General features: G+C 65.7%; 22 protein-coding genes and 2 pseudogenes. 11 read left to right on the forward strand and 13 right to left on the reverse strand.

All coding sequences use genetic code 11. The annotated features are described in order from the left end of the window. Nucleotides 1-34 precede the first annotated feature (34 nt). Together ACSYG9_RS27135 and ACSYG9_RS27140 are read right to left on the reverse strand one after the other, a co-directional pair. A complete protein-coding gene (locus tag ACSYG9_RS27135) occupies nucleotides 35-544 on the reverse strand; it encodes a flavin reductase family protein (protein WP_220667014.1) in 510 nt (169 codons plus the stop codon). Then, nucleotides 541-1,854 (reverse strand): bifunctional 3,4-dihydroxy-2-butanone-4-phosphate synthase/GTP cyclohydrolase II, encoded by a 1,314-nt coding sequence (locus tag ACSYG9_RS27140; protein WP_220667015.1) that lies wholly within the window; start codon nucleotides 1,852-1,854, stop codon nucleotides 541-543. The genes ACSYG9_RS27135 and ACSYG9_RS27140 overlap by 4 nt, the downstream gene beginning before the upstream one ends. A 324-nt stretch (nucleotides 1,855-2,178) precedes the next feature. On the opposite strand from ACSYG9_RS27140, the gene ACSYG9_RS27145 reads away from it, so the two are divergent. After that, entirely contained in the window at nucleotides 2,179-2,382 is a 204-nt protein-coding gene (locus tag ACSYG9_RS27145; RefSeq protein ID WP_454843057.1) for a hypothetical protein, read from the forward strand. A gap of 11 nt (nucleotides 2,383-2,393) precedes the next feature. Here the strand turns inward: ACSYG9_RS27145 and ACSYG9_RS27150 are convergent, their stop codons facing one another. The 8 genes from ACSYG9_RS27150 to ACSYG9_RS27185 all read right to left on the reverse strand — a co-directional run bounded on the left by ACSYG9_RS27150 (nucleotide 2,394) and on the right by ACSYG9_RS27185 (nucleotide 9,883). Then, nucleotides 2,394-3,017 (reverse strand): TetR/AcrR family transcriptional regulator, encoded by a 624-nt coding sequence (locus tag ACSYG9_RS27150; protein ID WP_454843058.1) that lies wholly within the window; start codon nucleotides 3,015-3,017, stop codon nucleotides 2,394-2,396. Between the two features lie 107 nt (nucleotides 3,018-3,124). Further along, complete coding sequence (locus ACSYG9_RS27155) at nucleotides 3,125-3,502, reverse strand: nuclear transport factor 2 family protein (protein ID WP_220667017.1); 378 nt, start codon at nucleotides 3,500-3,502, stop codon at nucleotides 3,125-3,127. Between the two features lie 198 nt (nucleotides 3,503-3,700). Next, entirely contained in the window at nucleotides 3,701-4,051 is a 351-nt protein-coding gene (locus tag ACSYG9_RS27160; protein ID WP_432793417.1) for a hypothetical protein, read from the reverse strand. Nucleotides 4,052-4,160: 109 nt separating this feature from the next. Further along, nucleotides 4,161-5,312 carry an acyl-CoA dehydrogenase family protein gene (locus tag ACSYG9_RS27165; protein WP_432793418.1) on the reverse strand — a complete coding sequence of 384 codons (1,152 nt, stop codon included), beginning with the start codon at nucleotides 5,310-5,312 and terminating at the stop codon, nucleotides 4,161-4,163. 554 nt (nucleotides 5,313-5,866) lie between these two features. Then, nucleotides 5,867-7,069, reverse strand: a complete 1,203-nt coding sequence (locus ACSYG9_RS27170; RefSeq protein ID WP_220667020.1) for an acyl-CoA dehydrogenase family protein — start codon at nucleotides 7,067-7,069, stop codon at nucleotides 5,867-5,869. 8 nt (nucleotides 7,070-7,077) lie between these two features. Continuing rightward, nucleotides 7,078-7,812, reverse strand: coding sequence for an SDR family NAD(P)-dependent oxidoreductase (locus ACSYG9_RS27175; RefSeq protein WP_220667021.1), 735 nt, complete (start codon nucleotides 7,810-7,812; stop codon nucleotides 7,078-7,080). Then, nucleotides 7,800-8,831: a phosphotransferase family protein gene (locus ACSYG9_RS27180; RefSeq protein ID WP_220667022.1), complete on the reverse strand. Its 1,032-nt coding sequence runs from the start codon at nucleotides 8,829-8,831 to the stop codon at nucleotides 7,800-7,802. Before ACSYG9_RS27180 ends, ACSYG9_RS27175 begins: the two co-directional genes overlap by 13 nt. 296 nt (nucleotides 8,832-9,127) lie before the next feature. Next, entirely contained in the window at nucleotides 9,128-9,883 is a 756-nt protein-coding gene (locus ACSYG9_RS27185) for a FadR/GntR family transcriptional regulator (protein ID WP_220667023.1), read from the reverse strand. Between the two features lie 292 nt (nucleotides 9,884-10,175). On the opposite strand from ACSYG9_RS27185, the gene ACSYG9_RS27190 reads away from it, so the two are divergent. The 3 genes from ACSYG9_RS27190 (at nucleotide 10,176) to ACSYG9_RS27200 (ending at nucleotide 14,370) form a co-directional block, all read left to right on the forward strand. Beyond that, nucleotides 10,176-11,414 (forward strand): iron-containing alcohol dehydrogenase, encoded by a 1,239-nt coding sequence (locus ACSYG9_RS27190; RefSeq protein ID WP_220667024.1) that lies wholly within the window; start codon nucleotides 10,176-10,178, stop codon nucleotides 11,412-11,414. Continuing rightward, nucleotides 11,414-13,018: an acyl-CoA synthetase gene (locus tag ACSYG9_RS27195; protein ID WP_220667025.1), complete on the forward strand. Its 1,605-nt coding sequence runs from the start codon at nucleotides 11,414-11,416 to the stop codon at nucleotides 13,016-13,018. Before ACSYG9_RS27190 ends, ACSYG9_RS27195 begins: the two co-directional genes overlap by 1 nt. A 374-nt stretch (nucleotides 13,019-13,392) precedes the next feature. Further along, nucleotides 13,393-14,370: an NADPH:quinone oxidoreductase family protein gene (locus ACSYG9_RS27200; RefSeq protein ID WP_220667026.1), complete on the forward strand. Its 978-nt coding sequence runs from the start codon at nucleotides 13,393-13,395 to the stop codon at nucleotides 14,368-14,370. Nucleotides 14,371-14,377: 7 nt separating this feature from the next. On the opposite strand, the pseudogene ACSYG9_RS27205 reads toward ACSYG9_RS27200, so the two are convergent. After that, nucleotides 14,378-14,631, reverse strand: a pseudogene (locus ACSYG9_RS27205) (IS5/IS1182 family transposase); the annotation flags it as partial. 122 nt (nucleotides 14,632-14,753) lie between these two features. Between ACSYG9_RS27205 and ACSYG9_RS27210 the strand changes: the two are divergent. The 4 genes and pseudogenes from ACSYG9_RS27210 to ACSYG9_RS27225 form a co-directional block, all read left to right on the forward strand. Then, a complete protein-coding gene (locus tag ACSYG9_RS27210) occupies nucleotides 14,754-15,719 on the forward strand; it encodes a recombinase family protein (protein WP_220667027.1) in 966 nt (321 codons plus the stop codon). A 178-nt stretch (nucleotides 15,720-15,897) separates the two neighbouring features. Further along, nucleotides 15,898-16,329, forward strand: a complete 432-nt coding sequence (locus ACSYG9_RS27215) for a MarR family winged helix-turn-helix transcriptional regulator (RefSeq protein WP_432677216.1) — start codon at nucleotides 15,898-15,900, stop codon at nucleotides 16,327-16,329. Next, nucleotides 16,316-17,758, forward strand: coding sequence for an MFS transporter (locus ACSYG9_RS27220; protein ID WP_432793421.1), 1,443 nt, complete (start codon nucleotides 16,316-16,318; stop codon nucleotides 17,756-17,758). Before ACSYG9_RS27215 ends, ACSYG9_RS27220 begins: the two co-directional genes overlap by 14 nt. Nucleotides 17,759-17,899: 141 nt before the next feature. Then, nucleotides 17,900-18,571, forward strand: a pseudogene (locus ACSYG9_RS27225) (IS701 family transposase); the annotation flags it as partial. 82 nt (nucleotides 18,572-18,653) lie between these two features. Here the strand turns inward: ACSYG9_RS27225 and ACSYG9_RS27230 are convergent. After that, nucleotides 18,654-19,352, reverse strand: a complete 699-nt coding sequence (locus ACSYG9_RS27230) for an IS6 family transposase (protein ID WP_220667229.1) — start codon at nucleotides 19,350-19,352, stop codon at nucleotides 18,654-18,656. A 161-nt stretch (nucleotides 19,353-19,513) separates the two neighbouring features. Between ACSYG9_RS27230 and ACSYG9_RS27235 the strand changes: the two genes are divergently transcribed. Together ACSYG9_RS27235 and ACSYG9_RS27240 are read left to right on the forward strand one after the other, a co-directional pair. Further along, nucleotides 19,514-20,668: an acyl-CoA dehydrogenase family protein gene (locus tag ACSYG9_RS27235; RefSeq protein WP_192379002.1), complete on the forward strand. Its 1,155-nt coding sequence runs from the start codon at nucleotides 19,514-19,516 to the stop codon at nucleotides 20,666-20,668. Nucleotides 20,669-20,696: 28 nt separating this feature from the next. Continuing rightward, on the forward strand, nucleotides 20,697-21,464 hold the full coding sequence (locus tag ACSYG9_RS27240; protein WP_454843059.1) for a GntR family transcriptional regulator: 768 nt from the start codon (nucleotides 20,697-20,699) through the stop codon (nucleotides 21,462-21,464). Between the two features lie 101 nt (nucleotides 21,465-21,565). Here the strand turns inward: ACSYG9_RS27240 and ACSYG9_RS27245 are convergent, their stop codons facing one another. After that, nucleotides 21,566-22,795 carry an integrase catalytic domain-containing protein gene (locus ACSYG9_RS27245; protein ID WP_192379169.1) on the reverse strand — a complete coding sequence of 410 codons (1,230 nt, stop codon included), beginning with the start codon at nucleotides 22,793-22,795 and terminating at the stop codon, nucleotides 21,566-21,568. A 166-nt stretch (nucleotides 22,796-22,961) separates the two neighbouring features. Here ACSYG9_RS27245 and ACSYG9_RS27250 point away from each other — a divergent pair, with 166 nt between their 5' ends. Further along, a complete protein-coding gene (locus ACSYG9_RS27250; protein ID WP_432677220.1) occupies nucleotides 22,962-24,182 on the forward strand; it encodes a CaiB/BaiF CoA transferase family protein in 1,221 nt (406 codons plus the stop codon). Nucleotides 24,183-24,286 lie beyond the last annotated feature (104 nt).

Here is a 24,286-nt window from a genome sequence, read left to right on the forward strand (position 1 = left end):
CGATCCCTTCCGATATACGCGGTGGGTGTGGTCACTAGGCGAGCATCCGGAAGGCGCGCTGGAAGTAGATCGCCGGTTCGGCCTCGCGCACACTGGTGTGCTCGACCCGGCCGACCAGGATGGTGTGGTCTCCGCCGGCGTGTCGAGCGGAGGCGGTGCAGTCCAAGGTGACACAGGCGTCGGTGAGGACGGGCAGACCGCGTTCGTCGGGGACGAACCCGGCATGGGTGAACTTGTCGGCACCGCGGGTGGCGAATCGTGTGGCGAGTTCGGCGTGGTCGGGGTGGATGACGTGGATCATCCATCGTTGCGCTGCGGTGAAGACAGGGTGGCACTCGGCGGTGTCGGCCAGGCACACCAGAACCAGAGGCGGGTCCATCGATACGGAGCAGAACGAGCTCGCCGTGAAGCCCCACCAGCGGCCGTCGGCATCGGTGGTCGTGACGATCGTGACGCCGCTGGGGAAGGACGCCATCGCGCTGCGGAACAGTTGTGTTTCGGTGGGCTGCGTCGGCGCGGAGGCAGTCGAGGTGTTCACGGTCATGACGCCTCAATCTCGGCTACCATGCGGCGCTCGCGCCCCTCGTGCGCGCCGTCGAGGGCGTGCCCCATGCGTGCGCGTTTGGTCTTCAGATACTCGAAGTTGTCGGCGTTGCCTTCCACGATAATCGGCTCCCTGTCGGTGATTTCGATTCCGTACCCGGCCAGGCCTCGATACTTGGCCGGGTTGTTGGTCATCAGCGTGATGGTCTGCACTCCGAGATCGCGCAAGATCTGGGCGCCGATCCCGTACTCGCGGCTGTCCACAGGCAGTCCCTGGGCCAGGTTGGCATCGACGGTGTCGAGTCCGGTGTCCTGCAGCGCGTAGGCCCGAAGTTTGTGGCTCAATCCGATCCCGCGCCCCTCGTGGCCGCGTAGATAGACGACGACTCCGCGGCCGGCCGCACCGATCCGCCGCATCGCCGCGTCGAGCTGTTCACCGCAGTCGCAGCGGCGTGAACCGAACACGTCACCGGTCAGGCACTCCGAATGCACGCGCACGAGAACGGGCTCCTCGTTCGGGTCCGCTCCGCTCTGGTCAACGTTGCCCGCAACCAGAGCTACATGCTCGGTGCCGTCGAGCGTCGATCGGTACGCGATAGCGGTGAAGTCGCCTGCGCACGCGGGAAGCCGGCCTTCCCCGTCCCGTGCCACCAGTGTTTCGGTGCGCTGGCGGTACCGCACGATGTCCGCCACCGTGACGACGGCGAGGCCGTGCTGGTGGGCGAAGCGGTGCAGCTGGGGTGCCCGCGCCATCGTGCCGTCGTCGTTGGTGACCTCGACCAGGACACCCGCCGGGGTCAGACCGGCCAGCCGGCACAGATCGACGGTGCTTTCGGTGTGGCCGGCACGCTGTAGGACTCCGCCGGGGCGCGCACGGAGGGGGAACACGTGCCCCGGTCGGCTCAGATCTTCCGGTTTTGTTGTGTTGTCGGCGAGCGCCCGGATCGTCAGCGTACGGTCCGCTGCGGATACTCCGGTGGTGGTCCCGGCCTTGAGGTCCACCGAGACGGTGAATGCGGTGCCGCGGGGGTCGTCGCTTGCGGCGACCATCAGCGGTAACCGCAGCGCGTCGGCCCGCTCGTCGGTCACGGCTACGCACAGCAGGCCGGTGCTGTGCCGGATCATGAACGCGATCGTTTCCGCAGTGGCGAATTGCGCGGCCATGACCAGGTCGCCTTCGTTTTCCCGATCCTCGTCATCGATGACCAGGACGGGGCGACCCCGTCGTAGTTCCTCGAACGCTGCTTCCACAGTCGAACCCGCGGAGGCATCGACTGGGTCTGGTGTCCACGGGTCTCGTTGCTGGACCATGACATCTCCTGTTTGTGTAGCGCGCCCACGAGGGACGTAATCACCATGGATCGGTAGGCGGGAGTACGGGCGACCTGCCGAATCGTTCGCGGTCGTGAGCGTCGATTTCCAAAGGACTGGTCGAAATCGTCTTTCTCGGCCCGGTCTAGTTGCTGTGGTGCGCGACACATACAGTCTGACACGTGTCAGATGATTCTGACAACTGTCAGTTCGAGTTTTTGATGCCTGTCCTCCCGCAACAGTGCGGATCGAATCGAGTGTGTACGCGTGAATATCGCGCTGTGAGGTCCGCAGAGCCTGATGGCCGGCGCGATGGTTGTGCGTGTGAATGGGGGACTATCGCTGTCCGCTCCCGTCGGTGCCCTCGTCGCGATCGGATGGTTCAGCACCTTGATCGTCGCTCCGCCCGGCATGGCTTCAGCGACGATGGATGGCGCCCACTTCGGGGAACTGATGACGCTTGCGGCCGTTCGGTTACCCGCAGGCTCGCTGCACTCGGCGGGGTTCTCTCCGGTGGCGCAATGTTGACCGCCGCCGCCCTACGGTCGGCGCTCTCCGAACAGGCCGGCGATCACCGTGTCCGCGAGTTGGTCGGCATATCGTTCGAGTTCGGCGATGTTCGGGGTGTCCGGACGGCCGAGCCGACGTGCCAGTGGGGTATGGGTCATCGCCATGGTGGGTCCGATGAAAGTGAAGAACAGCAGATTGCGTTGCATATCAGGGATGGCTCTCGCGGCGATCAGACGGTCTATCGGTCCCTGAATCTGCTCCAGGGTCGGCTCGATGTATCTGTCGAACAGGTAGTCCAGTCGCTCGGACTCGTGTGCAGCCTCGTCGGCAAGCAGTCGGTGCAAGTGCGGGCTGTGCACTGTCGTCCTGTAGAACGCCCGCAGCCACGCCATCAGCAATTCGTCGTCGGTGAGTTGTCCGTCCGGGATGGACGTCAACCCCGACTCCGCCCAGGCGAAGTCGACCACCGCGAACCAGAACGACAGCTTCGAACCGAACCGATCACCGATGAAGTTGTGGTTGACACCGACCCTGCGTGCGAGTTCTCGAACTGTCGTGTTGTCGTAGCCCAGCTCCGCGAACGCGGCCAGACCGCGGCGCAACACCTCCAGGTTCGACAGATCGATTCTGGTTGCCGACGCTGGTGTACTCACGGCCTTTACCGTAGGGGCCGTTCGAGGCGGCCGCCAATTGCCCCATCGATTGCTGGTGTACCGCATCACGGCCGCCTCCGGGGCCATCAGGCCGGCGGTGCCCGCGATCAGGACGCCGTCACGACGGGCGTCGGATCCATGTAGATCTGGTATTCGACGACCTTGCCGTGCTCGACTCGGGACCGACCGACTGCCGGTATCGTGAACGACGTTCCGCTGGCCATGGTGTAGGTCACATTCAGGCAGAGCACCGCGGTGTCTGCACCGGAGAACTCGTCGAGCACCTCGTGTCGCAAGCCGACCACCGAGCGCAGGTACCGGCTCGCCCACTCGATGATGTTGTCGCGGCCAATGACCGTCTCGTTGTTCCCCAGACGGAACACCGTCTCGTCGGTGAAGAAATCGAAGAACGCCGCGAGATCGGTGTCCGAGGCCTCGATCAATCGGCGAGCCACGGTCTGCGCTGGCGGGGTCGCGGTAGACACTCTTGTGCACCTTTCAAGTTGGGTCGAGCGCACGATCTGCCGATCGACGGGAGAGCTGGAACCGAGCCCCGGGACGGAACTCCGCGGCAGGTAGGCGGCTGTGTTGCCGCCTGCCTACCGGGCGGGAGTTCCGTCCCCGGGCATCGGAAGGATCGGGCCGGGGGTGCCGACTTGTCTGGCGAGGCCAGGGCCGAGCAGTCAGTCTTCGACCTTGACGGGCGGTTCGGGCCAGCTCACCTTCTCCCAGACCTCCTCATCGGTCATGGCCACCATGGCGTGCAGCAGCATCGAATCCTGGGCCAGGTGCATGTGCGGCTTCTCGAGATCCAACGGGGGCTGCGGTATGGCCCCGTTCCGGGACACGAACGCCGCGGGGCTCTTCATCGCGGCCAGTTCGGATTCCTTGATACCGCACACCGCAACCACTTCCGGATCGATCCAGGCGCGCTCGTCGATCGGCACGGCCGAGTGCGCCACTTCGAGGCTCAGATTCTCCGGGCCGCCGAAGTAGATCGAGTGACACATGCCGTGGTCGATCGGGCCGAGCACGCTGTATTGCCGAGAATGTGCTCTTCGCGTATCACTGAACCGCTCCTTCGCTGTGAGGTTTCCGGGACCTCACTGGTGTGTTCATCTTTGGGTGCCCTGCACAGAAGCCTCAGAGCATCGGGGTGTTCGGCTCGAGACCGAGAGCATGCCGTCCGCCAAGTTCGCGGACGCCTTCCCAGCTCCAGAACGCGTGGGTGGACAGCACGTTGATATCCCGGAAGAACCGCTGCAACGGCACATCGAGCGCGAAGCTCGAGGCCCCACCGTTGTGGGCCATGTCGTTGATCGCGTTGCGACAGTGCTCGACGATGCCGGCCGCCTGGGTCTTGAGCCGGATGCGGTCGTCGATACCGAAGGTGGTGCCGATCAGCGCCTGGGTCTGGCGGATCTGATCGGCGACCAGTCGCTCCGCGATGAGGGCATCGATGCCGGCCTCGCCGAGCTTGATGTGTGCATACCGGTTGTCTTTCATCGCCGCGCCGGAATGGGTGCTGACCCGGCGGCGGGTGATCGCCTCGAAGGCATCGGTCGCGCCCCGCAGTGCACCGGAGAACACCGGCATCGTCTCGCAGCAAATGAACGGCGCCAACGGAACATGGTAGAGCGGGTTGTCGTGCAGCAACGCACCCTCGGTCTCGCCGGCCCACACCTGTGCGCCCGCGACCGCCCGGTAGTCCGGCACGAACACGTCCTCGAACACGATGTCGTTGCTTCCGGTGCCGGCCACGCCGGCCATGTGCCAGACGTCGTTGACGACGGCATCCTCGATGGGGATCGCGAAGAACTGCATCTGGCCGTCGGTGTCGATCCCGGTGCACATGATCCAGTCCGCGTGCATGATGCCCGTACCCCACGGCACCCTGCCGGAGACGGTCCATCCGCCGTCAACCTGGGTGACGCGCAGGGTGGGGGCGGTCGTCGCCGGCGCGAGGATGTACGGCCGTTCGGCGAAGAATTCGGCTTGCGCCTTCTCGGAGTATTTCGTCGCGAACAGGCAATGCCCCATGTAGAAAGCGACCGTCCAGCCGGTGGACATGCATGCGCCGCTGATGATTTCGACCACGGCGCGGTGGGTGTCCAGGCCCAGTTCGTGTCCGCCCCAGCGTTTCGGGGTGAGAATCGACAGCAGTTCGGCGTCGATGATTTCCTTGATCGTCTCGTCGTGCGGGCGGCGTAGCTGTTCGGTTTCCTGTGCGCGGGCGGCGATCTTCGGGGCCAGGCTGTGTGCCCGTGCGACGGCTTCCTCGTGGGTCAGCGACATCTCGATTTCCTTTCGTTGGGGTCGGGGTCGTTTGTGCCCGGATCTGCACTTCCGGTGCGCAGGTGCCCGACCGACATGGGCGACTGCAGAACGGCGAAGGCGGCAGTGACCTCTCACGACCGACGCAGGTAGCGGGGTGTCCTCGCGTCGTCCAACATCCGATGTGGGGCAATTCCCGTCGTGGACTCTTACCCGCGGTGAGCTGTAAAAATCCCTGGTACCACTTCGCATTTGTGGTGTGCGACGCACTCAGTCTGACAGACGTCAGAACGTCTGACAAGTGTCAGTTTCAAGATTTTCGGTACAGCCGGGATGTCGGCGCCCACCCCGTTCCGGGTGCCGACCGCGCAGGCGAGGAAGAGTCATCAGCTGGTGCTCGGCGTCCAGGTGAGAGGCGTAGCAATGGAACGGGCCGAGGCCGGCTGCAGTGAAACGGCCGGCCTCGGCCGAGCACGAAAAGAGGCCCTCATGGGGTCCGTAAGTGGGGCAGTGCGTACCGCGCGGCCTCAAGTCTCACTGTCGAGTGCGACGTAGGCGCGGTGGGTGTTGCCCGGTCAGTTGCGGTGCGCCGCGAATTCCATGCGTGCGACGGTGCGAGCGTGAACTTCGTCGGGACCGTCGGCGATGCTGACCCATCGGGCCGTCCGGTACATCTCCGGTAGGCGGAAGTCGTCGGTGAGCCCGGCGGCACCGAACGCTTGAATGGCCTGGTCGATCACGCGGCGCGCCATCCGGGGGACGGCGACCTTGATCATCGCCACCTTCGCCATGGCGGCCTTGATGCCGGCGTTGTCGATGGTGTCCGCGGCATCGAGAGTGAGCAGGCGCGCCATGTCGATGTCGATTCGCGCCTCGGCAACCTTCTGTTGCCAGTGCTCGTTGTCGGCGAGCGTCCTGCCGAAGGCCGACCGTGAGAGCAACCGGTCGCACATCGCGTCGAGGGCGCGTTCGGCGAGCCCGATCGTACGCATGCAGTGGTGGATACGCCCCGGTCCCAGTCGGCCTTGGGCAATCTCGAAGCCGCGGCCTTCGCCGAGGATCACGTTCTCCGCGGGCACCCGCACGTGGTCGAATTCGACTTCGGCGTGTCCGGCATAGCCCTCGATCACACCCAGGACCGGCAGGGGCCGCACGATCGTGACTCCGGGTGTGCCGGGCTCGACGAGGATCTGGGTGTGTTGAGTGTGCCGGGGACCGTCACTGCTCGAGCGCCCCATCACGATCCAGATGGTGCACGCGGGGTTGAGCACCCCGGTGGCGAACCACTTGCGGCCGTTGACCACGTAGTGGTCGCCGTCCCGTTCGATCGTGGTCTCGATATTGGTGGCATCCGACGATGCCACGCCCGGCTCGGTCATCAGGTATGCCGACCGGATCTCTCCGGCGAGCAGCGGAGTCAGCCACTGCTGCTTCTGTTCGGGTGTGCCGTATTTCCACAGCAGTTCCATATTGCCGGTGTCGGGGGCGCTGCAGTTGAAGATTTCCGAGGCCCACGGGATGCGTCCCATTTCCTCGGCGAGCGGCGCGTACTGCCGGTTCGTCAGTCCGGCACCGGCAATGGGGTCGGGAAGGAAAAGGTTCCAGAGTCCGGCCTCGCGGGCCTGTGCTTTGAGCTCGGTGATGATCGGCGGGGTGGTGTTGCCGAATTCTCGGATCTGCTGGTCCCACTGCGATTCACGATCACGAACATGTTCGTCGATGAACGTGCGCAGGCGGGGCAGGAGAACCTCGGTGGAGGGAAGGTACTGTGTGGTCATGTCTGTCCTCAGCGAAGGGTTGTGCCACCGTCGACAAGGAGCATCTGGCCGGTGACGTAGGAGGATTGGGAGGAGGCGAGGAACAGGGCTGTAGCTCCCATATCCTCGGGGGTCCCCCACCGGCGGAGGGGGATCGCGGCGAGTGAGGCGGCGTAGACGTCGTCGCGTTCGCGGCTGGGCCGCGTCAGCCGGGTCTCCACAAGTCCGGGAGCGATGCCGTTCACGCGGATTCCGTCGCGGGCCCAGGCATCGGCGAGGGACTTGGTCAGGGTAACCAATGCGCCCTTGCTGGCACTGTAGGCGGGTTGTCCCGGGGTGGCGATGAACGAGGAGGTCGAGCCGACGTTGACGATGGTGCCGCCGGCCTCGGCGAGGTCGCCGTGGAATCGTACGCAGCACCGCATGACGCCGTTGAGGTTCACATCGACCACGCGCGCGAACGTGGCCGGTTCGTACTCGGCCCGGTTGTAGGCAACCGTGCCGACGCTGTTGACCAGGATCTCGACCGGTACACCCGGCGAAAAGCCTGCCACCGCTTCGGGATCGCCGACGTCGAGGCGATGGTAGGTCATGCCGTCGAGGTCGGCCCCGTCGACGTCGGTGTACTCCCCGGCATCGGACCGGGTGCCGGTCACGTGCACGGATGCACCCTGAGCGAGGAACGCGCGGGCAATGCCGTTGCCGATGCCGCTCGAACCGCCGGTTACCAGCACAGTCCGCCCGTCGAGGCCTAGATCGAGCATGCCGCCGCCTCGCGGTGTGCCTGTTCGATCAGTCCCACGGACGCCCGGTGGAACTGCCGACCGGCATCGGCGGGGGCCTCACCGCGGCTCGCCCGCACCGAGGTTCCCTCGAGCAGTACCCCCAGCCGGAACGCCGCCAACACCTTGTACCAGGGCAGCGCCTCGAGGTCCCGGCCGGTTCTTTCTGCGTAGTGCATGATGATCTCCTTCTCGGTGGCCAGTCCGGCAGTCGGTGCGACCGGCATGATTTCGGCGAAGGCGCTGTTGTCTTCGGCGCCGGGCCAACACACCAGAAACTGCGCGAGGTCGAGCAGGGGATCACCGATGGTGACCAGTTCCCAGTCGACAATCGCGGCAACCTCACCGGTGCCGTCCGCCAGCATGATGTTGCCCAGGTGGTAGTCGCCGTGCACGATGCCCGTCGACTCGGATGTCGGTCGATTGGCCTCGAGCCACTGCGCCACCGCCGCGACCCGGTGTTCCGGCAAGCCCGCGTAGTTCGGACCGGGCCGGTAGGAGTCGAGCTGCCACCGCCACCGGGAGACTTGGCGCTCGAGAAAGCTGCCGGGTCGCGCCAGGTCCGCGAGACCGAGTTTCTCGTGGTCCACCGCGGCGAGCACGGCCAGTGCCTCCGCCGCAGCCAGCCCGACACGCCGCATGCCGGAGGGTTCGGCCGCGAATCCGCGCGGCCACCCGGAGGGGGCGACGAAACCATCGACGGCCTCCATCAGGTAGAACGCACTGCCCATCACGGCGGTGTCGGTTTCGGCGGCGATGACGTGCGGGTGCGGCACCGGGGTCGTGCCCAGCGCCGTGAGCACCCGAGCTTCTCGCCGCATCGTGTCGTCACTGTTGGGTCGCTTGACCGGCGGAGGCATCCGCAAGACGTAACGGCGCCCCGCCCGCGAGAAGCTCATCAACACGTTCTGTGTCCCGCCGGTGAGCGACCTCATTTCGGTGACCGGGCCGGCGCCCACGCCGCGCTCGTCCATCCAGCGAGGTAACCAGTCGAAGTGCATTGTTATACAATAGTACATTACTGGAAGTGAGGAAACTCCGAGCCGAAGGAAGTCGTGCGCGGTGAGCATGAGAACGCCAGAACGCACAGGTCGCGGGGGCGGCAATCTCCGTCTGATCGGGGCGAATGGTCCGCAGCGCGATCCGTGGTACGAATCCGGGGGCATGCGAGCGGCCCGGATCGATCGGGCCAGCGGAGGTCCGGACGAGGCGTACGGGCTGCGGGCGCGCCGAAGGTGGGGCCGGTCGGGCCTGGGTGCCGCTGCCGTAGAGATAATCGCCGGCAGAACGGCCGTTCTCAGTCGGAGTGGGGCTTCTGTGGCGACGATGCCTTCACCGGAGTGGCCAGATCGAGCCCGGCCAACTCGAGGCCACGACGGAAGTCGACCAAGTGCTTGCTCATCCACTCCTCGGCGGTGGCCGCGTCACCGTCGCGCACGGCACTGAAGATTCGGCTGTGCGCCTCGAACAATCGACGACCTGGTCCGATTCTGCGAATTACCATCTCATATGCGGGAATCAATAAGTCCGCCAAGGGCTCTCGTGCAAGAAGCAGAGCATGATTACCGGCCGCTTGTGCCACCAGGTCGTGGAATTCGATGTCGGCCGAGACGAGGGCGCTCGGATCGTCGAGACAATCGGCGGTGCGCTGCAGATTCTCTCCGATCCGCGCGATCAGTGCAGCCCCGGCGTGCTCAGCGGCCAGTTTGGCGGCGAGCGGTTCCAAGGTGGAGTTGACCTCCCATAGCTCCCGATACGAGATGCCGTGCAGCACGATTGCCTCGTGCATCGCATTGGTGGTGACTTTCGCGTCGGGTGCAGTGATTGCCATCCGCCGACGGGGGCCCCGGGCGAGCAACCCGGAACTTTCGAGTGCGCGCAAGGCTTCGCGAACCGTCGGTCGCGTGACGCCGAGCTGCTCGGCCAGGTCGTGCTCCGGAGGAAGCAGTGATCCCGGGGCGAGGGTGCCGTCGAGGATCTTGGCCCGAATCGCCAGCTCGGCCGTCCGGTAGGCAGGTGGCCTCTTGAGTTCTTCGAACACGGCGCGTGGCATGTCGTCCCCTCCTCTTTGTCACACAAGATTACCTTTTCGGCGTATGGCATACGAGGGGCGCAGCGCCACCCGGCACGCCATCGCATTCATTCCACAGCCAATGTCTACCGGTGTGCAAATCCACACTTTAGTAGTATTGTATGACAATGCTTGACTGCTGCGCGAGGACAACTCCGCGTGCTAGAACCCCGGTCGGCGCAAGACGCGATTCGCTGGAAGCAGTCACCCGCAGGTGTCGGAAGGAGAAGCTGATGATTACGCGACGAGGGGCATTCCGCGTCGAGGGGATCGCATGACGGCCGAGGCTCAGACGTCGTCGAGGCAGCGAACCGGGTCGAGCGCGTATGAGTTCCTGCAGATCGACCGGGTGCGCTGGGCGAACCCGACTCATGGCGAGCCCCTCGCCGAGATGGTCGGCACCGAACTCGGCCGGCGATCGGCGCAGCGACCGCTCATCGTGACCTCCCGCAGTCTCAGGCGGGTCAGCCCCGTCATCGACGAATTGGTCGAGGCGCTGGGCGGGCGTTCGGCGGTCCGAGTGTTCGACGGTACCGAGCCGCACGTACCCCGACCTACGGTCCTCGCTTGCGTCGACGCGATTCGCGAGGCCGACGCCGACGTGGTGGTCACCGTCGGCGGTGGGACTCCCATCGACACGGTGAAAACAGCGCTGCTCGCACTCAGTGCCGGGATCGTCGATGACGCGGGCTTCGATCGTTACGCGGTGCGTACCGAGGCCGACGGCACACGCATCGTGCCGAGCTCGCCACCGCCGGCGCTACGGCAGATCGTGGTACCGACGACGTTGTCCGGGGCCGAGTTCAGCGATCTGGCCGGCTGCGTCGACCCGGCCACGCGGGTCAAGCAGCTGTTCACAGCCCCCTACATCGGAAGCGCCGCCGTGGTGCTCGATCCGGCTCTCACCGTGGCAACACCGGACGAGCTGTGGTTCTCCACCGGTATCCGCGCACTCGACCACGCGGTCGAATCGCTGTGCTCGACGGCGCCGAATCCGTTCACCGATGCCACAGCCGTGCACGCGGTGCAGATGCTCGCCCGCTCGCTGCGGCGCACCACACAGGTGCGCGACGATCTCGCCGCCCGACTCGAAAGCCAGCAGGCGGTGTGGTTGGCCTGCACGGGCCTCAACCGGGTCCCCTGGGGTGGCAGTCACGGCATCGCCCATCAGATCGGTGCGGTGGCGGCAGTTCCCCATGGATTCTGCTCCTGCATCATGCTTCCGCATGTAATGGCCTACAACGAGATAGCGACCACACAGCAGCAACACCAGCTTCGTGCCGTGCTCGGCGCCGAACTCGGCGACGCAACAGGTGCAGAGCTTTCCGCCGCTGAACTCGTTGCGCGGTTGGTAGCGGACCTCGGACTTCCCTCCCGCCTGCGCGACGTGGGTGTCAGCCGTGCTCAACTGCCACAGATCGCCGAATTGAGTGTGTCGAACATGTTCGTACGCCAAAACCCTCGGCCCCTGGACAGCGCAACTATTCTCGGCCTTCTCGAGGGGGCATTCTGATGAGCAAACTGCAGCAGCGTAGCTACCCGTCGATCTACCAATCCTTCTCGCTCAAGGTGCCGCCCCAGTTCAACTTCGGTACCGACGTCGTCGACCGCTGGGCCGAGGATCCCGACCGGCAAGCGCTGATCACCGTCGACGCGCACGGACACGAGCGCCGATACAGCTACCGCGATATTTCCCGGGCCTCGAACCGAGTCGCCGGCCTGCTGCGTGATCTCGGGGTCACCCAAGGCGACCGGGTGCTCGTCATGCTGCCCCGCATCGCCGAGTGGCAGATCGCGATCGTGGCGTGTCTCAAGCTGGGTGCAGTGGCGATCCCGTGCGTGACCATGCTCACCGCACACGACCTCGAATACCGCATCACCCATGCCGGCGTCCGCGCGGTCATCACCACGACCGAGCAGACCGGCAAGTTCGACGGCCTCGACATCGACGTACCGATCGCCGTGGGCGACGCACCACCGGGATGGACCCCCCTGGCTGCGGCGGACCGTGGAGACGAGCGCTTCGCCGCGGCGATCGTCGCAGCGGAGGACCCGGCCATCCTCTACTACACCTCCGGCTCGACCGGCATGCCCAAGGGCGTAACCCATGCCTCCCGCGCGTTGTACGCCTGGCGCACCTCGGCCGAGTATTGGCTCTCGCTCGATGAGGGCGACATCATGTGGTGCACCGCAGATACCGGGTGGTCGAAAGCCGGAACCAGCATCCTCTTCGGCCCGTGGAGCCGTGGCGCGACGGTGGTGTTCTACGACGGTCCTTTCGATCCCGAGGGTCGGCTCGATCTGCTCGAGCGGTACCGCGTCAACGTCTTCTGCGCGGCCGCCACCGAATTCCGCCAGCTCGTGCACCTGGACACCGGATCGCGAGACTTCAGTGCCTTGCGCCTGTCCGTCTCGGCGGGCGAATCCGTGAACCCGGACATCGTGGTGCGCTGGCAGGAACTCACCGGGTCGTTGCTACTGGACGGCTACGGCCAAACCGAGACCCTCATGACCGTGGTCAACTATCCGTTCCTACAGGTCAAGCCGGGATCGATGGGAAAACCGCTACCCGGAGTGGTGATGGGGGTCCGTACCGACACGGGCATCGGTATAGCCGGGCCGCTGAGCGGGGAACTGGTATTGCAGGCACCGAACCCACAATTGATGCTCGGCTATTGGAACGATCCGGACCGCACGGCAGCGAGTTTCGAACGCCACGACGGCGCGTTGTGGTTTCGTACCGGGGACCTGGTGACCATCGACGAAGAGGGGTACTTCACCTTCCAAGGGCGAGATGACGATGTGATCAACTCTTCCGGCTACCGGATCGGTCCGCAGGAAGTCGAGAACGCCTTGATCGAGCATCCCGCCGTCGCGGAGGCCGCGGTCGTCGGCGTCCCTGATACGTTGCGCGGTGAAGTCGTGAAAGCATTCGTAGTACTGCGTGCCGGACACGAGCCATCCGACGCTCTCGCCGCAATGTTGCAGCAGCACACCAAAGAACACACCGCGCCATACAAGTATCCGCGAGTCATCGAGTTCCTCGACGAACTACCGAAGACGGCCACCGGCAAGATCAGACGTAACTCGCTGCGCGACCGATCCTCCGGCAACTGAAGGGCAAACCCCACCCGCGAGGTCGCGGACCCACCAAGCTATCTCCGGCACGGTTCGGAAATGAGATCTGCTGGTACGAAGAACCCAGCGCAGAGTTTTTCTCCGGTGACGAACTCGCCGAGTGACTCGGAGCGATTCGACACCCCACGGGACACCCCCGGTACTCGACCGAATCCACGCCGCCCGCGATTCCGGTCCATGCTCCACGTTCGCGACTATCGCGGAGGAATCGGCCAGGTCAGCCGGACGGACGGAGAGTGCCATATCCATGCTCGTTGCCGACAGCCAGGATCGGCATCGATCTACCTCGCGGATGCCACACAGGACCACTGACAGGCCTCGGACATCATTCGAGACGGCACCAGGAGAGAAGAATGCAGGCATTTCAACTGAATGACTACACCGGCCCGAACGGACTCGTTCTCGCCGACATCGACACACCGCGCCCGAGCGAAGACGAAATCCTACTCCGTGTGAGCGCCGTGGGAATCAACTTTCCCGACCTGTTGATGACGAAGGGCCAATACCAGAACAAGCCCACACTCCCGGTGGTTCCCGGCTGCGAAGTGGCAGGCACGATCATCAGCGCACCGGCCAATTCGGATTGGCAGCCCGGCGACCGGGCCGCAGCCTTCGTCTGGCAAGGCGGATTCGCCGAGCAGGTCGCAGTACCGCTCAACTCCATTGTTCCGATCCCCGACTCGATCGACTTCGAATCCGCCGCCGCGATGGTCGTCAACTATCACACGGTGCATTTCGCCCTGGCCCGGCGCGGCGGTGTGCGCCCGGGGGAAACGGTGCTGGTCTTGGGCGCCGCAGGCGGAATCGGCACCGCAGCAGTCCAAGTCGCGAAGGGGCTCGGTGCACAAGTCATCGCCGGCGTCCGAACATTCGGTCAGGCAGATATCGCAACCGCGGCCGGGGCCCCCGAAACCATTATTTTGCAAGAGGGATTCGCCGAAACCGTCCGGGAGATGACAGGCGGGCGTGGTGTCGATGTCGTCCTCGACCCGCTCGGTGATTGGCTCTTCGACGAGGCGGTCCGCACGCTCGCTCCCGAAGGTCGACTTCTTGTCGTGGGCTTCGCCGCGGGCACGATCCCCCAGCTGAAGGTCAACCGCCTGCTACTCCGCAATATCAGCGTCGTCGGGGTCGCGTTCGGGGCATTTCTGGCACTCGACCACAAGCTCATGACACAGCAAGCAGCCTCGCTCGAGCAGATGGTTGCCGAGGGCGACATCAACCCTCAGATTGGTGCGCGATTCGGATTCGAAGAGTTGCCTCGAGCCCTCCACCGCCTCGACAAGGGTGAAATCAAGGGCAAGGCAGTCGTCGTCCCCCGCTGGACTTGAGTGCACCGACCACCCAGCGTCTTCCGGCCTGGATCGGCGCCGGTACCCCCTTGCGGGCAATCTCGTAGTCATAGCCCAACTCCTCGAGCAACGCCCTCGTCTTTGCCGAGTCGTAGCCACGATCGAGAGGCACACACGGCTGCTGCGGCAACGGCCCGACCATGTCCGGGACTGCCCGCAAAGTCGGTTCAAGCGACGGCGAATCGTGCCGGTCGACACCAATACCAACGGAATGCCGCCGCCGTCGCACACCGGCCGTCTGTCGAAAATCGACCGATTCTCGACACGCCGGTCGAAACAGCAAAACCGCAGTTGCAACCCTGTCGATAACCCGTGTCGTGAATCAATGTCGGATAACTTTCCTGGTTGGGTATTGTCGACACATGTTGATCGGGTATGCGCGGGTGTCCACGGCGGAACAGAACCCGGACCACCAAGTTGATGCACTGCGCCACGCTGGGGTTGCATCGGAGAACATTCACGTCGACCGTGCGTCCGGCGCGAAAGCCTCACGCCCGCAGTTGGACCTGGTGCTGGCGTTGCTGCGCGAGGGCGATCAGCTGGTCATCACACGGCTCGACCGCTTGGGTCGGTCAGTGCTGCACCTGATCACCCTCGGCGCCCAACTGCGCGAACGCGGGGTGGGGCTCAAGGTGCTCGAGCAGGGCATCGACACCGCCACCGCCGAGGGCCGGGCGATGTTCGGGATGCTCTCGGTGCTCGCCGAGCTGCAGCGGGAGATCACCGTCGCGAACACCCGCGACGGGCTCGCCGCCGCCCGGGCCCGCGGCCGCAAGGGCGGGCGCCCGCCGAAGCTCACCGGCGAGCAGATCGCGCTGGCCCAACGCCTCTACGATGCCGGCGAGCACACCGTCGCCCAGATCGCCGGCCTGCTCGGCGTCCGGCGCACCACGCTCTACGGGCACCTCAACAAACCCGCCAAACCGGCTGCAACGAGACATGATTCGACACCGAATCCCGCAGAATCCGCCCCTGACCGTGAGCCCGTTCCGGCGCCGCCGCGATCGTCGCGCGCCTGCCCGGTCTGTGGGCACGAGCCCACGACTCGGGTCGAGGCGGCCCACCAGCGTGCCGACCTCGCCGCCGTCTGGCTGGTCTCGGATCCGGCACACCGCGGCCGGCTGGTCGCCGAACACCACTGCCGCCAATGCGAACCCGACGGCCCCACCGCCGACATCGCATGCGAGGTGTGCGGTGACGGACCACTGCTCACCGGGAAACTGGCCCAGCAGGTCGGCACGGGAAACCTGCCGCAGCCAGTCAAACAGTGGCTCACCGACAACGGATGGACAACCGAGCCCAAACTCAGCTGCCCCGACCACCCCTGAGATCGGCTCCACACCTCACGACTTGACCAGGGCATTCAGGCCAAATCCGCCCGAAAGTCGGCGAAAACTACCGGGACCCCCATACCCGAGTTCAGCTCGGCTGCGCGGTGGCGCAACGAACATATCCTTCACGTAGGTAATCAGCAAAATTGATAAACTTAGTTGTATATTCGATCGGGTGGACACGATCGAAACAACCCTCGCCCACTCCCTGCGGGAATCCCTGCGCCCGCTGTGGAGACAGCTCAACGCACACAAGACGCTTTCCACGGGCAAGCTCGACGTCCTCGTCCACCTCGCCGACCGCGGCCGCGCAACATCGGCGGAACTCGCGACCGCCGCGAAGATCAGCCCGCAGGCGATCGCCACCGCCGTCCGCGAACTCGAAGGCCTCGGCCTGATCACCCGCACGCCCGACGACCGCGACCGGCGACGGGTGTGGATCGAACTCACCGACGCCGGCCGGCAACGGCTCGCCCACGAACGCTCGATCGGCAACGCATGGCTCGAACGGGCGATCGCAGAGCAGCTGACCGACGACGAGAGAGACCTGCTCGGCGCCGCCGTTCCCCTCCTGCGGAAGCTGACGGGCGGTGCTGCCGTTGAGTGAGCGCACCGAACGATCCCTGCTGCTTCCCGCCCTCGTCTACACCGCTCTGACCAGTGCGATCGTCAGTTCCCTGGGCATGCTGCTCGTGCCGACCATCGCCGAGGAGTTGTCGGTGTCCGTCAGCTCCGCACAGTGGATGCTCACGATCAATCTGCTCGTCGGCGCCGTCGCCACCCCGATCATGGGGCGGCTCAGCGACGGCCCGCACAAGAAGCGGCTGCTGTTGGTGTCCCTGGCGACCATCCTGGTGGGCTCCGTCCTGGCGGCGTGCGCCCCGAACTTCACCGTCTTCCTCATCGGCCGGGCCCTGCAGGGGCTGTCCTACGGCATCGTGCCCGTGACCATCGCCCTCGCCCGCCGATATCTGGCGGAGGACAAGGTGCGTGTGGGCATCTCGAGCCTGTCGGTTACCGTCTCCACCGGTCTCGGAATCGGCTATCCGCTCACCGGCATCCTGGCCAGTGCCGCCGGTTTCCGCGCCGCCTTCGCGTTCGCCGCCGTCTTCCTCGTGACCGCCTCGATCGTGGTGTGGCGCATCGTTCCGAACGGACCGGACGAGCGTGGCCTCCGCACGAGGTTCGACACCGTCGGCGCCCTCCTCCTCGGTGCGGGGCTCGCGGCCCTGCTCGTCGCGGTCAGCGAAGGCGCCAACTGGGGTTGGTCCTCAGGGTGGACCCTCTCCTGCTTCCTCATCGCGGCGGTCCTGCTGGCCGGGTGGTCGTTCGTCGAACTGCGCATCCCGAATCCGCTCGTCAACCTGCGGGTGGTCCGCAACAAGGACGTGCTGCTCGCCAACGGCACCGCCATCGGCCTCGGCGCCGCGATGTACATCGGGCTCCCGGTGAGCAGCCTCGTCGCGCAGTCACCCACATCCACGGGCTACGGCATCGCCCTGCCGCTGTTCTGGGCCGGCTTCGTCATGCTCCCGCTGTCGGTGGGTAGCTTCGGCGCCAACCGTATCGTGCGGGCACTCGCGCGCCGCATCAGCCTTCCCACGCTGCTCCCCCTCGGTGCCGGGGTCATGACGGTCTCGGCCTTCCTGCTGTGGTTCGAACACGACCGGCTGTGGGAGATCCTCGTCGGGATGTTCCTGTTCGGCGTCGGCATGGGCACGACCTACGCCGCGATGCCCGCGCTCATCGCACGCAGCGTGGCCGACACCGAGCTCGGCAGCGCCGTCAGTTTCAACCAGGTCCTCCGCACCGTCGGCGGCGCCTTCGGCAGTGCCCTGTCCGGAGCCGTCCTCGCCGCACACATGGGCGCCGACCTGCATCCGACCGACGGAGGCATCACGCTCGCGTTCGCCCTCGGGGCGTGCGGCAGCGTGATCGTGTTCGCCGCGCTCGCGGTCAACCATGTCCGGTCGCTCCGTCGATCCGATACCTCGGTGAGCACGCCGGCCCTCCACGGTGCCGATCTACGCCGTTGACTGGACACCGCCGATACACGGAGGCCGCGTTCAGGTAGTGACGTGAACGCGGCCCCCGTGTTCTTGCGTCGGACTTGGCCCGGGACTCACTACTGCAACGACAGTTTGTGACCGAGGTTGTACCTATGGTGATTGATCTTGGTGCAGTCGGAGGTGTTGGAGTGGTCAGCCGGGTTCACGGCGTTCTGCAGTCGGTTCGCGCATCGGTTCTCGCGGGTGGAGTCGCGGCGGCGGATGGTGGCGTATGTCCGTGGATTGCTCGCGGAGGTCGAACGGAAGAACGGCTGGACGTTGGCCGAGGCGGCGGGTGACGTCGGCCCGGAGCGCATGCAACGACTGCTGAACTTCTATGCCTGGGACTGCGACGGGCTGCGCGATGACGTGCGAGACGTGGTGGTCGAGGCGATCGGCGACGAGCAGACCGGGGTGTTGATCGTCGACGAGACCGGATTTCTGAAGAAAGGCAACAGCTCCGCGGGCGTCGCCCGGCAGTATTCCGGCACCGCCCGACGGATCGAGAACAGCCAGGTCGGGGTGTTCCTCGCCTATGTCTCCGACCGCGGTCGGGCGTTGATCGACCGGGAGCTGTATCTGCCCAAGGCCTGGACCGACGACCGGCAGCGGTGCCGGGACGCCGGCATCGACGACGACATCGGATTCGCAACGAAACCCGGACTGGCACAGTTGATGATCGAACGTGCACTCGATGCCCGTATCCCGTTCGGGTGGGTCACCGCCGACGAGGCCTACGGACAGGTCGGCCGGCTGCGGATGTGGCTCGAATCGCGCGGCGTGGCGCACATGCTGGCGGTGGCACTGTCACGTTATTCGAAAAGTCCAGCAGCGCCGCCTATTTAAGAAAGGCTGCTACAGGGCACCGCCGGGCCGTTCACTTTCAGGCGGCGGCATCGGTCGCGGTGACTTCCTGCCAGACCGCGAAGCGGTCGGCCATCTCGGTACGCCATTCGGGCGCCGAGAGTCTGTGCCGGTTGGGCCGGAAATGCGGTGAGATGCCCGAGAAAGCGGACAGGAATCGTTGCGCGTGCCCGGGCGATGTGAAGCGCTTCATCGCATGTTCCCGCTGCCTGGTGGGTTGATGCGAGTTCTCGGCTCGATTGTTCACATACTTCGATCGGCGATGCTCGACCGAGACCAGCATCTCGCGGTGCGCCACCTGGTAGCTGGCGAGCTTGTCGGTGACCAGCACCCGCGGCACGTATCGCAGGCCCTTGAGCAGCTTGCGGAAGAATTTCTTGGCTGCCTGGGTGTTTCGGCGGGACTGGACCAGCACGTCGAGGACGTTGCCGTCCTGGTCGACCGCGCGCCACAGGTAGTGCTGGGTGCCGTTGATGCGGATGAAAACCTCGTCGAGATGCCATTTGTCACCGGTCCGCGCCCGCCGTCGGCGCAGCTGGTTGGCGTAGGCCTGCCCGAACTTGGCGCACCACCGCCGGATGGTCTCGTAGCTGACCAGGACACCGCGTTCGAGCATCATCTCCTCGACCTCACGGAAGCTGAGCGGGAAGCGGAAGTACAACCACACGCAGTGGTTGATGATCTCGACCGGGTAGCGGTGGCCTTTGTACGACGGCATCGGGGTGGTCACGCCACATTCTCCCAGCTCCCAGTTTGCAGCGTTCAACAACGTGACAGTGCCGACTCTCGTCGGTTGACGCACAAATAACAAATCAAGATAATGGCCGTACAAATGCTCTCTTTCGGCTCGTCGAGCTCCGCTGCAGTGAGGACACCCACGTGAGTTACCACCTGAACGACGAAGAGGCCTTCCTGGTCAAGACAGTGCGCGAGTTCATCGATCGGGAGGTCAAACCATCGGTGCAGGAAGTCGAGCACGCCAACGACTATCCCGAGAAGTGGATCGAACAGATGAAGCAGATCGGGATCTACGGACTGGCGGTGCCGGAGGAATACGGTGGAACACCGGTCTCGATGCCCTGCTACGTCCAGGTGACCGAGGAACTCGCCCGCGGATGGATGTCGCTGTCCGGCGCAATGGGCGGGCACACCGTCGTCGCCAAACTGGTCGGACTGTTCGGCACCGAGGAACAGAAGCAGCGGTACCTGCCGAAGCTCGCAACCGGGGAGATCCGGGCGACGATGGCGCTCACGGAACCGGGCGGGGGTTCCGACCTGCAGGCCATGACCACCACCGCGAAGACCGACGGCGACGATCTGGTGATCAACGGAGCGAAAACGTGGATCACCAACGCCCGGCGGGCGGGCCTGATCGCGCTGCTGTGCAAGACGGACCCGTCGGCGACGCCACGACACAAGGGCATCTCGGTGGTGCTGGTGGAGCACGGACCGGGACTCACCGTCTCACGAGACCTCCCCAAGCTCGGCTACAAGGGCGTGGAGAGCTGCGAGTTGTCGTTCGACAACTACCGCATTCCCGCGACCGCGATCCTCGGCGGCGAAGCTGGCCGAGGATTCGGGCAGATGATGAAGGGGTTGGAGACCGGCCGGATCCAGGTGGCTTCCCGTGCGCTCGGTGTCGCGGCGGCGGCGCTGGAGGACTCCCTCGCGTACGCGCAGCAGCGTGAGAGCTTCGGACAGCCGATCTGGAAGCACCAGTCGATCGGGAACTACCTGGCGGACATGGCCACGAAGCTGACGGCGGCGCGGCAGCTGACCCGGTTCGCGGCCGAGAAGTACGACGCCGGTGACCGGTGTGACATGGAGGCAGGGATGGCGAAGCTGTACGCCTCCGAGGTCGCCATGGACATCGCGCTCAATGCCGTCCGCATCCACGGCGGCTACGGCTACTCCACGGAGTACGACGTGGAACGGTACTTCCGGGACGCGCCCCTGATGATCGTCGGCGAGGGCACCAACGAGATCCAGCGCAACGTCATCGCATCCCAGCTGGTGGCCCGCGGCGGTCTCTGACCTCGTCCACCACTAGGCTCGTCGTGCCATGGACGGACCGCCCGCCGTCCGACGACGTCGAAGGGAGCAGGCGGTGACGGAACCGGCCTATGCGCGGTTGTCGCGCCGCCTGAGGGAGGACATCGAAGCGGGTGTGTACCGCGATGGTGTCCGACTGCCGACGGAGGCCGAGCTCACCGAACAGCACGGCGTCAGCAGGCAGACGGTGCGACGGGCGTTCCAGGACCTGGTGGCCGACGGCATCGTGTACCGGGTACCCGGACGTGGCACCTTCGCCCGTGAGTCCACCGGACGGTATTTGCGCCAGCTCGGTTCGATCGAAGACCTGATGAACCTGTCGACGGACACGATGATGGAGATCGTCACGCCGCTGCGGCGTCAGGTCGACATCGAGGCGGCCAGCAGGTTACGGCTCGACACCGACCTGCTCTACACGGTGTCGTTCCGTCGCCTGTACGACGTGGTGCCGTTCGTGTTCACCACGGTCTACCTGCCCGAGTCCGTGGGCCGGGCGGTGCTGGAGGCACCCGAGGTCGCGGCGGGGGCCTCCAGCACGTACACGATGATCGGCCTCGTCGAACCGCATCTCGACCTCCCGATCGTGCAGGCCGATCAGTCCATCACCGTCGCGGCGGCGCCCGCAGCGGCCGCCGCCGCGGTGGGGTGCGAGCCGGGGCATCCGATGCTGCGGGTCGATCGGTTGTACTCGAACGAGCGCGAGGAGCCGACGGAACTCGCGATCAGCTACTTCCTGCCGGAGCACTACACCTACCGGGTCACCCTCCGGCGTCGGTGACGCGCAGGGCCACAGGCGTCGGTGACGCCGCGCGGCCACGTGCCGCCGTCCGACGGTCCGGGGTGACCGAACTCGCGCGTTGGGCTGCCTATTGCCTCACGTCAAGATGCGCGCGAGGTTTGCTTCGTTGCCTCATCCGATGATGCGCGCGTGGCGACTGCCGTGACGGCGGGGACGCGGGCCGGACCGGCCTTGGCGATGGTCAGGGTCAGCAGCTCGGCGGTCAACGCCTGGATCTGCCGCTGGATCGCCGCCGGGTTCAGGCGCACGTAGGTGTCGGCGAGGATCGCCTTGTCCTCGACGGTGACCGTCTCGTGCTGCTCGGCGCGGCGTTTCGGGGTGGTAGCCGTGTCGTACTTCTTGATCACCTTCGCCCCGTCCCGCACCTTCGAGATCAGTTTCTGCTGCGGACAGAAGTAGTTCGACAGACTCGACTGCAGAACCCAGATCCTGTTCAGTAGCAACAACTCTGCCGGGGTGTCGTAACGGTGGTAGCCGACGACGGTCCGCACGATCGCCCAGTTCTTCTGCTCGACGTGCGCGCCGTCGTTGGAGTTGCCGGGTCGGGACCGGGTGAAGGTGATCTGCCGCTGCTCGCACCAGGCGAGCAGGTGGTGGTTGATGAATTCGCTGCCGTTGTCGGAGTCGACACCGCGGATCGGGAACGGCAGGATGCCGGCAATCTCCTCGAGCGCGGCGAGCACCCACTTGCGGGCCTTGTTCGGCACCGACCGGTTCTCGGTCCAGCCAGTGGCGATGTCGGTCACCGTCAGGGTGTAGGCGTGGTCGCCGACCGCGTTGCCGCCCTCGTGCCCGACCAGGTCGATCTCCACGAACCCCGGGACTGCGTCGTCCCACTGCGCCCACGTGCGGATCGGGATCTGCGACTTGAGCAACGACCCCGGTTTGGTGTGTGCCCGGCCCTTCGGATCGAGCCTGCGCCGGTCTTCGGCCAGCCGACGGTCGATGGTCGCCGCCGACATCGACACCAACAACTCCGCAGTGGCGTCGTCGATGCTCAACTCGCCGAACCGACGTAGCGTCGGCACCAGGTCCGGCAGCACCGCCGCCAGCCGTTTACCGGCCGGCGCACCGAGCACTGCCCAGCAGAATCGTAGTGCCGCAATCACGTCCGAGCCGTACTTCGGTGGTCTCGGGGTGCGTCCCCTGACCGTCGTGGGGTGCAACGCCTGCGTCAACGCCTTACGGGCGTGATTGCGATGCCAGCCGGTCGTGGCACACAATTCGTCGAGGATGACACCCTTGGCGGCCTTGTTGGCCCGGGCGTACCGCGTCGCGATCGTCTTGGTCACGGCCTTGCGTTGACTCATCGACAGCCCCATCGTTCGGGCCTACCGCCCGGCCCGAGCCGGACACGGCAGGCGCACCGCACGCGCGCATTCTCAGTTGAGGCAACGACTACCTCTATGCGCGCATTTTGGATGAGTCAACGCGGGCTCTTGGAAAGTCGATACAAGCAACGTACAATTCCGCAATATGGCCGTACATTTTGATGCCGGCGCAGCCGCCACTCCCTCGAACACCCTTCCCCTCGCGGGCATCACCGTCGTGAGCATCGAGCAGGCCGTGGCCGCCCCGTTCGCCACCCGGCAACTCGCCGACCTCGGCGCCCGCGTCATCAAGATCGAACGACCCGACGGCGGCGACTTCGCCCGCCGCTACGACGAGACCGTCCACGGCCAGTCCAGCTACTTCGTCTGGCTCAATCGCTCCAAGGAATCCGTCACGCTCGACCTGAAATCCGCCGAGGGACGCGACATCCTCGAGCGCCTGCTGGCCACCGCGGACGTGTTCGTGCAGAACCTCGCGCCGGGCGCCGCAGCTCGCATGCATCTCGACGCCGACTCGCTCCGGCAACGCCACCCGGCGCTGATACCCTGCGACATCTCCGGATACGGCAACACCGGCCCCTGGTCGGACCGCAAGGCCTACGACATGCTGGTGCAGGGCGAAACCGGCCTGATCTCGCTGACCGGCCCGGCCGACTGCCCGTCGAAGACCGGCGTCTCGATAGCGGACATCGCCGCGGGCATGTACGCCTACAGCGGCATCCTGACCGCCCTGTACACCCGTGCGACCACCGGCACCGTCCGCGCGGTCGAGGTCGCCCTGTTCGAGGCACTCGGCGAGTGGATGGGATCACCCGCCTACTACACGGAGTACGGCGAAAACCAACCCGAGCGCGTCGGCGCCGCGCATGCCACGATCGTCCCCTACGGTCCCTTCCCGACTGCCGACGGCGAGGTTCTGCTCGCGGTCCAGAACGACCGGGAGTGGGTCTCACTCTGCACGAAGGTGCTCGGCGACCCGGACCTGGCCACCGATGAACGCTTCCACAGCAATTCGACGCGCGTCGAGCACCGCGCGGAGTGCAACGAGGTGATCGCCCAGCGGACCCGCCTGCTGAGCACCGCCGAACTCCTCGCGCAGCTCGACGCCGCGGCGATCGCCAACGGCCGCCTCGGCTCGGTGTCCGACTTCCTCGACCACCCCTCGCTCGCGGGCCGGGACCGCTGGCGGCAGGTCGACACCCCCGGCGGCGTCGTCCGCGCACTGCTGCCGCCCGCCACCCTGAGCGGGATCGAACCGCGCTTCGACCCCGTCCCGGCGCACGGCGCCCACACGGACGCCGTCCTGACCGAACTCGGCTATTCGCCCGACGCGATCACCGCACTGCGCACCGCCGCCACGGTCTGACGGACCCTTCGCGGCGCCCGTTCCCACTTCCCCCGAGTTCCCCGACCCGACAAGGTGACCCATGCCCGATCACTCGCCCCACCGGAGGCGCGCGGCGCTCGTCG

Source organism: Rhodococcus sp. SJ-2 (assembly GCF_053750035.1).

Coding starts and splice junctions, on each gene's coding strand:
- ACSYG9_RS27165 (WP_432793418.1), bottom strand. CDS start 5,312: ATGTCGCTGACCCACGAGGAAGCCGTCGCACGGGCACACAGCCTGGCC.
- ACSYG9_RS27140 (WP_220667015.1), bottom strand. CDS start 1,854: ATGGTCCAGCAACGAGACCCGTGGACACCAGACCCAGTCGATGCCTCC.
- ACSYG9_RS27170 (WP_220667020.1), bottom strand. CDS start 7,069: ATGACCACACAGTACCTTCCCTCCACCGAGGTTCTCCTGCCCCGCCTG.
- ACSYG9_RS27240 (WP_454843059.1), top strand. CDS start 20,697: ATGGACGGACCGCCCGCCGTCCGACGACGTCGAAGGGAGCAGGCGGTG.
- ACSYG9_RS27245 (WP_192379169.1), bottom strand. CDS start 22,795: ATGAGTCAACGCAAGGCCGTGACCAAGACGATCGCGACGCGGTACGCC.
- ACSYG9_RS27135 (WP_220667014.1), bottom strand. CDS start 544: ATGACCGTGAACACCTCGACTGCCTCCGCGCCGACGCAGCCCACCGAA.
- ACSYG9_RS27230 (WP_220667229.1), bottom strand. CDS start 19,352: ATGCCGTCGTACAAAGGCCACCGCTACCCGGTCGAGATCATCAACCAC.
- ACSYG9_RS27190 (WP_220667024.1), top strand. CDS start 10,176: ATGACGGCCGAGGCTCAGACGTCGTCGAGGCAGCGAACCGGGTCGAGC.
- ACSYG9_RS27195 (WP_220667025.1), top strand. CDS start 11,414: ATGAGCAAACTGCAGCAGCGTAGCTACCCGTCGATCTACCAATCCTTC.
- ACSYG9_RS27210 (WP_220667027.1), top strand. CDS start 14,754: ATGTTGATCGGGTATGCGCGGGTGTCCACGGCGGAACAGAACCCGGAC.
- ACSYG9_RS27200 (WP_220667026.1), top strand. CDS start 13,393: ATGCAGGCATTTCAACTGAATGACTACACCGGCCCGAACGGACTCGTT.
- ACSYG9_RS27185 (WP_220667023.1), bottom strand. CDS start 9,883: ATGCCACGCGCCGTGTTCGAAGAACTCAAGAGGCCACCTGCCTACCGG.
- ACSYG9_RS27250 (WP_432677220.1), top strand. CDS start 22,962: ATGGCCGTACATTTTGATGCCGGCGCAGCCGCCACTCCCTCGAACACC.
- ACSYG9_RS27175 (WP_220667021.1), bottom strand. CDS start 7,812: ATGCTCGATCTAGGCCTCGACGGGCGGACTGTGCTGGTAACCGGCGGT.
- ACSYG9_RS27180 (WP_220667022.1), bottom strand. CDS start 8,831: ATGCACTTCGACTGGTTACCTCGCTGGATGGACGAGCGCGGCGTGGGC.